The following is a 7,342-nucleotide window of genomic DNA, read 5'->3' as shown; positions in this document are numbered from 1 at the left end:
GTGCACTGCCTTTAGTAACCACACTTATTCTTCATCATGGATACATGTTTTTAAGTAAATAAGGTCTCAGACTTATCAATTACTTTAGTGAGTACAACGGCAATAGTTTGTTGCGATTTGAAAGTATACCATTCAATAATTATCATTTTATAAAAAAAAGATCTCTACTCGTTTAGGGGTATTTATATCTCTTATGTGTCTAATAATAAAAGGGAGCAGAAAATATGAATAATAAGCAGATACCATATGATATTTTAGCGAGGCATATTCGTCAGGAATGTACGGATGATGAACAACGCTATATCGAAAATTGGATCAGTTCTTCGGACGACAATAAAAAGCTATTCGAGCAATTGTTGCATGAATGGGAATATATTTATGATAGCCCCGAGAAAATTGTATATCCTGATAGAAATAATATCTGGGACAATATTCAAACCCAACTTTTTGCATCTGTAGCCGAAGCATCGTACTCGAAGAAGCTTCTCATCAAAGTTTGCAGTGTGGCTGCCATGATTGCCCTAATTATAGGAGCTGCAACAACTCTGATTATAAAATCAGCAGCAGACTCTTCCTTCTTAGCCGAATCTATTACAACAATAGAAACTATGCAAGGACAGAAGATGCAAATGACATTGCCCGATGGTACACAGGTCTGGTTAAACTCAGAGTCGAAACTAACCTATTCGGCAGCCTTCAATAAATCGAGCAGAGAAGTTAACCTCGAAGGAGAAGCTTTTTTTGATGTGAAGAAGAACGAGAAAAAGAAATTTATAGTAAAAGCATCCAATATCAATGTAGAAGTAAAAGGTACAGCATTTGATGTATCGGCTTACTCAGCCGATGAAAATATTATTGTTTCGCTACTACGTGGAAAGGTTGGTATAGTTAGTAAAGATGGAAAACACTTAACCGATCTCGAATCGAACGAAATGGTAGTAGTCTCTAAAAAAGATTTACAATACAGTTTGTATAAGAGCGATGCCGAAACGCATAGGGCATGGATAGAAAACGAACTGATATTCTACAATTCGGATATTCATCAAGTTGCTAAAAAGCTCGAACGATGGTATGGTATAAACATAACACTTATTAATCCCGATGAAAAACAAAAATATACATTCTCTGTAAAAACCGAATCATTACGCGAATTACTTGAACTATTTAATAAAATAACACCCATAGAGTATTCAATAAAAGGAAAGGAGGTTACTATTACTCACCGATAGTTCTCGTGAAAAAACACATATAGAATGTGGTAACCTTTCTGCTCCTCAAAAAATCTAATCCAATATTAATAATAAATAATTTTGTTATGCGAAGAAAAGCACTAATAATTAGCTGTCTATTTTTTGTATGTTCTACATTATCTGTTTTTTCCCAGAATAAAGAGAAAATAGACCTGTCATTAAATAATGTGACGCTAAAAGAATTCTTTTCAACAGTTGAAAAAAAACTGGGCTATTCGTTCATGTACAGCAATGTAGATATTGACGACAGCCACTTAATTTCGGTTGAAGAAAAGGGTGGAAACATCAATACTCTTTTGGACAAGGCTTTTAAAAATCAGCCGATAAGCTATGAAATAACATCCAATAAGATTATCCTCAAAAAAACTGAGCGATCAACTAATCAGCAAGTTGCAAACCTAAAAAAAGTAAAAGGAACTATTCTCGATGAGTACGGAGAGCCTGCCATCGGAGTAAGTGTAATTGTAAAAGGCAGTCCCAGAGGCACAATTACCGATATTGACGGTAATTTTGATATAGAAGCTGCCCGAGGCGAAACTCTATTGGTTTCGTATGTTGGATTTCTAAAACAAGAACTCAAAGTAAACGAAAAGAATACATTCGATATTAAGTTAGAAAAAGATAATAAACTACTGGATGAAGTAGTAGTTATTGGTTACGGAACTCTTCGTAAAAGTGACCTTACAGGTGCTTTGAGTTCCGTAGATACAAAAGACCTTGATACCAGAGCAACCGCCAACGTTGCCGAAGCCTTGCAGGGTATAGTTGCAGGTGTGAATGTGCAACGAAACAGTGGTATAGCGGGAGACGATGTTGCAGTAAAAATACGAGGTGTAAACACATTCGGAAGCAACGATCCTCTCTATATTATCGACGGTTTTCCCGGTCAGGTAAATAGTGTGAACCCCAATGATATAGCATCTATGGAAATTCTGAAAGATGCTGCCGCAGCCGCTATTTATGGTTCTATTGCAGCCAATGGGGTGGTAATTATAACCACTAAAAACGGACAATCGGGTAAAACTCAAATCGATATCAATAGTTTTGCAAGTGTAACACAAACTGCAAAACGGTTGGAGATGCTAGATGCCGATGGATATGTTGCGGTACATCAACGTATGTATGATGAGTATAATAAATATGCATCTTCTCCGGTTGATCTTCCCGGCTATCTGTCTGCTCCCGGTGTGCATAATACCAATTGGCAGGATGAGGTATTCAGAACGGGATTTGCTACTACTCAAAGTGCTGCGGTGCGAGGTGGTCAAAACGATACTCAATATTCGTTATCAGCCAACCTTACAGATGAAAAAGGTGTTGTGATTTCCAACACATTCACCAAACAGAATGCACGTATGAAAATCAAAACCAAGAAAAACATCTTCACTATTGACGGAAACATGGCAGTTACTGCTATAAAGAGCAGAAGACCCAATTTCAGTTTGAAGGAAGTATATATGATTTCGCCACTTGTACCCGTACATGACGAAACTCAAGAAGGAGGTTTTGGACTTACAAATTGGGGCGATCTTCCTAATAACGTAAATGTTATAGCTCAGGATCATTATGTAAGCAGTTGGAGAAAAAAACAAAATATAGCTGCTAATATAGCCGTTGGTGTAGATATTACTAAAGCTCTTTCTTTCAAAACGAGTTATTCATATAGTGGTAACAATGAGCAATATTACAGACACAATCCGGCTTATGTTGCCGATGTGAAAAACCCATACGAATATCCTGCTTACGAAGAATACCGATCGTATTGGGAAGAGCAAGTATTTGATAACTTGCTGAATTATACTCAACAAATAGGTAAGCACTCTATTAATGCTATGGTAGGAACATCGTTGATCTTGAATGCATCTACATGGAATACGGTAGGGGTAGAAGGTAAGAAGACGGTCTATTCGGTAAACAACGGTTCTATTGTAACAAGCGAATTACCTGCCGGTTTCCCCGATCCTTACTTTATGACTATTGATGCTGGTAAAGGAGGAACTTTTTCTGCCGATGGTTCTAAATTCAAATACAATAGAATGTCTTATTTCGGAAGGTTAAATTATTCGTATGATAGTCGTTATCTATTGCAGTTTACATTCCGTCGAGACGGTTCCTCTAAATTTGGAAGCGAAAGCCGCTACGGAAATTTTCCCTCTTTAGCATTGGGATGGAGAATAAACGAAGAAGCATTCTTTCCTAAAAACAGTGCTGTTTCTAATCTTAAGCTAAGAGCCAGTTGGGGTAAACTGGGTAACGAAGTTGCTTTAGGGTATTACGATCATCAAGCTCTCATCAGAACCTATAATAACTTGTTCTTGGGATACGTTCAAGGCGATGGAAACAACCCTTGGCCGGGAAGTATTGCAACGGGACTCGAAAACAGATCGTTACAGTGGGAAACTACAGTGTCAAAGAATCTTGGATTCGATTATGGTTTCCTTAATAATGCCATAACAGGATCTATAAACTACTTTAATAATACAACAGAAGACCTTTTGATTATAAAGAAAATGGCTCCCTCGGCAGGTCTGGACGACCCTATCCTGAATGTTGGAAAAATACGTAACAGTGGTTTAGAATTTGAATTTACCTACAATAAAACCTCAGGAGATTTTCAATACAGTCTAGGCTTTAATGTATCTACCTTAAAGAACGAGGTGGTTTCTTTAGCCGATCAAAATCAGATACTTTTGGGTACAGGGTTGAAATTCGATACGGAGCATTTTCCCAATCAAACTAGAGTAGGTCATCCAATTGGAGCATTCTTCCTCTATAAAACAGATGGAATTTTCCAAAGTCAAGAAGAAGTAAATGCGTACAGTCATAACGGAAAACTGATTCAGGAAGATGCCAAACCCGGTGATATACGCTTTGTTGATGTAAATGGTGATGGCGTTATTGACGATGATGATAAACAATATTGTGGAACGGGAATACCAAAAGTAGAGGTCAACTTTAATTTAAGAGCCTCATATAAAGGTTTCGATGCATCTGCACTTATTGGTAGCGGATGGGGACATAAATTGTATAATGGTAATAAATATTATTATGAGGGAATGAACTCAGGATCTAATTTCTTGAAATCGACTTTGGATGCATGGACTCCCGAAAACCGAAATACAAGTATCCCTCGTGCCGTATTGCAAGACCCTAATGGAAATACAAGAGAGTCGGACAGATTTCTTGAATCGGGCGATTTTATCCGTCTTCGTCAGATACAAATCGGATACACTTTGCCAAAAAGATTGCTAACTCAAATAAGATCCGAAAATCTAAGGGTATATGTAAGTGGAGAAAATTTATTTACATGGACAAAATACGATGGAATTGATCCTGAATTTGCAGCTGCCGGAACAAGCAGTACGCCAAGTGTATTGAATACGGGGGTAGACAGACTCATATTTCCATTCACACGTTCATATGTGTTAGGTCTCCAATTTACATTTTAAGGATACAAATCACTTCATGTTATAAAAAAGGTCTGAGACCTTAACTTGTTCATTTATTTAATATTATCAGTATGAAAAATAATATATATATAATACAGTCTTTAGTATTGGCTATATTTCTATTTTCAGGATGTGCCGATCAACTGAATGTGGAATCGCCCGACCAACTGACTTCCGATAATTTCTGGCGTTCGCAAACAGATGCCGAAGCAGGGCTTGCAGCCGTATATTCGAAATTGGAATGTGCTACGGATATTTGGGGCTTTGCCGAAGTGAAATTTCCCGTAGAAACCTATCGAGACGATCTTTCAACCATAGGCAGCGATGCTCTTAATTACCCTACATGGGTAGACCTTTATAACTTTAGCTACACTAATGGTAATAGCCAGTTTACTGAGTATTGGACAATTCATTATCAAGGAATTTCGTATGCTAATCAGGTATTGGAAAAAGTACCTACTATTGTAATGGATGAAACTTACAGAGATCAGATTGTAGCCGAAGCACATTTCTTGAGAGCTTATTATCACATGAAATTACTTCTCAATTGGGAGAAAATTGTGTTGAGAGATGAGTACATCAAAGACGAAAAGCAAATAAGCAAAGCTCTATCAGAAAGAGCCGAAACTTGGGATTTCATCGTGAGCGATTTTGCAGAAGCAACTGCCAATTTACCGGTAAAGCAATCGAACGAACATTTAGGACGTGCAACCAAAGGAGCAGCATATGCATACTTAGGCTATTGCAACCTTACCCGTGCATATGAAGAAAGCGATAAAAAGGCCGAGTATTTAAGCAAAGCCGAAGCCGCTTTTAAAGAAGTGAAAGGTTATTCTTTAGAATCTAACTTCTTATCGATGTTTGACGGAACGAACAAAAACTCAAAAGAATCTATTTTCGAATTACAGTTTACTGACAATACTGCCAATGGTGCTTCTTATAGAACTGCAATACACAAATGGGTAGCCACGGGCGAAATTGGTGGATGGGATGAAATATTACCAAGCAAAAGGCTGATAGATGAATTTAAGAAAGAAGGACAAACGTCGTCCATAGGAATGTATGATGCACGTATCTACCAAACGATGTTTTTCAACGATGATTATTTTAATGATCCGGTAGAAAAGCGTGTGTATGGACGCACATATAAAGAGCTTTTTGGTGCAGATTCGGAGAAAGCTTGTTTCAGAAAATATTTACCTGCAAAGTGGTCAGATATGCAGAAAGGGCAAACAGCCGTAAATCTTCCATTGATGCGATATTCGGATGTATTGTTACTATTGGCTGAAACCTTAAATGAAGAAGGTAAAACAGCAGAAGCTATTCCGCTTATTAATCAGGTACGCGAGAGAGCAAAAATGTCGGGCATACCATCGGGTTCTAACAAAGATTTTGTAAAAGCTCAGATAGAACACGAGCGGATTCTCGAATTTGCTTTAGAAAATACCCGTTTCTATGACTTAAGACGTTGGGGTAAGGCTCAGGAAGCTTTAGCGGCTGTAAACAGAAAAGGCTTCGATCCTTCAAAAAATAACTTTTATCCGATACCTTTGCTTGAAATAAAATCGAACGATAAGGTTAAGTGATACTAATTGTAGTTGTTTACGAGCAAACGAATAAAAGGTTTGAGACTTTAAGTAAGGGTTTTGTATCCGATTTTGATTAGACGATAAATATAAATGACATTAATTTTTTGAACTATGTTTACTGTTTTCACCATTATGGTTATAGGAATTATAGCCGGATATTTTCTTCGCAGGATACCCGATATTAAGATAATCGGCAAGCTTATTACAGGCTTTATTTTTCTGCTTCTGTTTTTCTTAGGAATAGCAGTTGGTCATAATGAGAAAATAGTAAATAACTTAACGACTATTGGCTTGCAGGCTCTCATTATAACAATGGGAGCCATAGCGGGCAGCGTAGGTCTGGCATGGTTTGTTTATAAAAAGTTTTTCGAAAAAGGACGTGAATAATCTCATTAGTCGTATTTATAGTAGTCAAAGCAATAAACAGGTCTGAAACCTTACTTAGAAAGATATGAAAGGAAGTCTTATAATATTATCGTTTTTTGTTGTCGGAGCCGTAGCAGCCTATTTCGGAGTATTACCCGATATAGTATTAGAGAACGACTTTAGCATCTACATACTATATGGTTTGATGTTTCTGGTCGGTATCAATATCGGTTATGATAAAAAGACATTATCAACCCTCAAAAACAATAAATTTAAAATAGTACTTGTACCACTGGCAACATTAGTCGGAACATTGGGCGGCTGTGCAATAGTTAGCATCTTCCTTCCTCAATGGAGTCCGTTCGAATGTATGGCAGTAGGTTCAGGCTTTGGATACTACTCGCTTTCGAGCATTTTTATTACTCAATACAAAGGGGCCGAGCTGGGTACAATTGCTTTGGTATCTAATATCATTCGCGAATTGTTTACCCTGCTGGCAGCTCCGCTTTTAGTAACCTATTTCGGAAAACTGGCTCCCATATCAGCCGGAGGAGCTACAACGATGGACACAACTTTGCCTATCATCACTAAATATTCGGGGCAGGAGTGGGTTATAGTCGCCATCTTTCATGGCATAACTTTAGACCTTACCGTCCCGTTTTTAGTAACGTTTTTCTGTTATCTATAA

Annotated in this window: 5 protein-coding genes; all 5 read left to right on the top strand. The window is 37.6% G+C overall.

Translation table 11 applies throughout. The features are described 5' to 3' along the window. The first annotated feature begins 224 nt into the window (after positions 1-224). The 5 genes from HGC4_RS14310 (at position 225) to HGC4_RS14290 (ending at position 7,342) form a co-directional block, all read left to right on the top strand. Complete coding sequence (locus tag HGC4_RS14310; protein WP_050710818.1) at positions 225-1,229, top strand: FecR family protein; 1,005 nt, start codon at positions 225-227, stop codon at positions 1,227-1,229. Positions 1,230-1,315: 86 nt separating this feature from the next. Continuing rightward, entirely contained in the window at positions 1,316-4,699 is a 3,384-nt protein-coding gene (locus HGC4_RS14305) for a SusC/RagA family TonB-linked outer membrane protein (protein WP_050710817.1), read from the top strand. A 71-nt stretch (positions 4,700-4,770) separates the two neighbouring features. Then, on the top strand, positions 4,771-6,285 hold the full coding sequence (locus HGC4_RS14300; RefSeq protein ID WP_050710816.1) for a RagB/SusD family nutrient uptake outer membrane protein: 1,515 nt from the start codon (positions 4,771-4,773) through the stop codon (positions 6,283-6,285). A 114-nt stretch (positions 6,286-6,399) separates the two neighbouring features. Next, on the top strand, positions 6,400-6,675 hold the full coding sequence (locus HGC4_RS14295) for a LysO family transporter (RefSeq protein ID WP_050710815.1): 276 nt from the start codon (positions 6,400-6,402) through the stop codon (positions 6,673-6,675). A 64-nt stretch (positions 6,676-6,739) separates the two neighbouring features. Continuing rightward, positions 6,740-7,342, top strand: coding sequence for a LysO family transporter (locus tag HGC4_RS14290; protein WP_050710814.1), 603 nt, complete (start codon positions 6,740-6,742; stop codon positions 7,340-7,342).

The sequence above is a fragment of the Dysgonomonas sp. HGC4 genome (assembly GCF_001261715.1).
GTDB lineage: Bacteria > Bacteroidota > Bacteroidia > Bacteroidales > Dysgonomonadaceae > Dysgonomonas_A.
The sequence above is the reverse complement of the archived record's forward strand: the minus strand, read 5'-3'. Positions and strand labels throughout refer to the sequence as shown.

Coding starts and splice junctions, on each gene's coding strand:
- HGC4_RS14310 (WP_050710818.1), top strand. CDS start 225: ATGAATAATAAGCAGATACCATATGATATTTTAGCGAGGCATATTCGT.
- HGC4_RS14305 (WP_050710817.1), top strand. CDS start 1,316: ATGCGAAGAAAAGCACTAATAATTAGCTGTCTATTTTTTGTATGTTCT.
- HGC4_RS14300 (WP_050710816.1), top strand. CDS start 4,771: ATGAAAAATAATATATATATAATACAGTCTTTAGTATTGGCTATATTT.
- HGC4_RS14295 (WP_050710815.1), top strand. CDS start 6,400: ATGTTTACTGTTTTCACCATTATGGTTATAGGAATTATAGCCGGATAT.
- HGC4_RS14290 (WP_050710814.1), top strand. CDS start 6,740: ATGAAAGGAAGTCTTATAATATTATCGTTTTTTGTTGTCGGAGCCGTA.